Origin of the sequence: Mesorhizobium sp. M7A.F.Ca.CA.004.06.1.1 (assembly GCF_003999135.1) — a bacterium.
Lineage (GTDB): Bacteria > Pseudomonadota > Alphaproteobacteria > Rhizobiales > Rhizobiaceae > Mesorhizobium.
Window position 1 is genome coordinate 1 of record NZ_RZPQ01001502.1, and the last position, 380, is coordinate 380.

1 protein-coding gene is annotated in these 380 nt (G+C 66.8%); it reads left to right on the forward strand.

Annotated elements, in window-relative coordinates; translation table 11 throughout:
• Positions 1 to 10: 10 nt before the first annotated feature.
• Positions 11 to 380 (forward strand): adenosylcobinamide-GDP ribazoletransferase (locus tag EN906_RS37145; protein ID WP_206529312.1); only part of this gene is annotated, 370 nt, incomplete at its 3' end.

Consider the following 380-nt stretch of genomic DNA (forward strand, 5'->3'; position numbering starts at 1 on the left):
GGGCTAGAGCATGAAGTTCAGGAACCTGGCTCTTTCCCCACGGCAGGTCGTCGACGACACCGCGCTTTGCCTGGTCTTCTTCACCCGTCTGCCGCTGCCCGTCTTCGATTTTCGCGGCCGCAGCCTTGCCGCCGCAATCTGGGCAGCCCCCATCGCCGGACTTGTCGTCGGCCTGATCGGCGCCATCGTCTTTGCCACGGCCGAACGGTTTGGCCTGGCCATGGGGCCAGCGGCGGCCCTTGCTCTCGTGGCAACCGTGCTCACCACCGGCTGCCTGCATGAGGACGGGCTGTCCGACGTCGCCGACGGCTTTGGCGGCGGCAAATCACGCGGCCGCAAACTCGAGATCATGCGCGACAGCCGCATCGGCGCCTATGGTG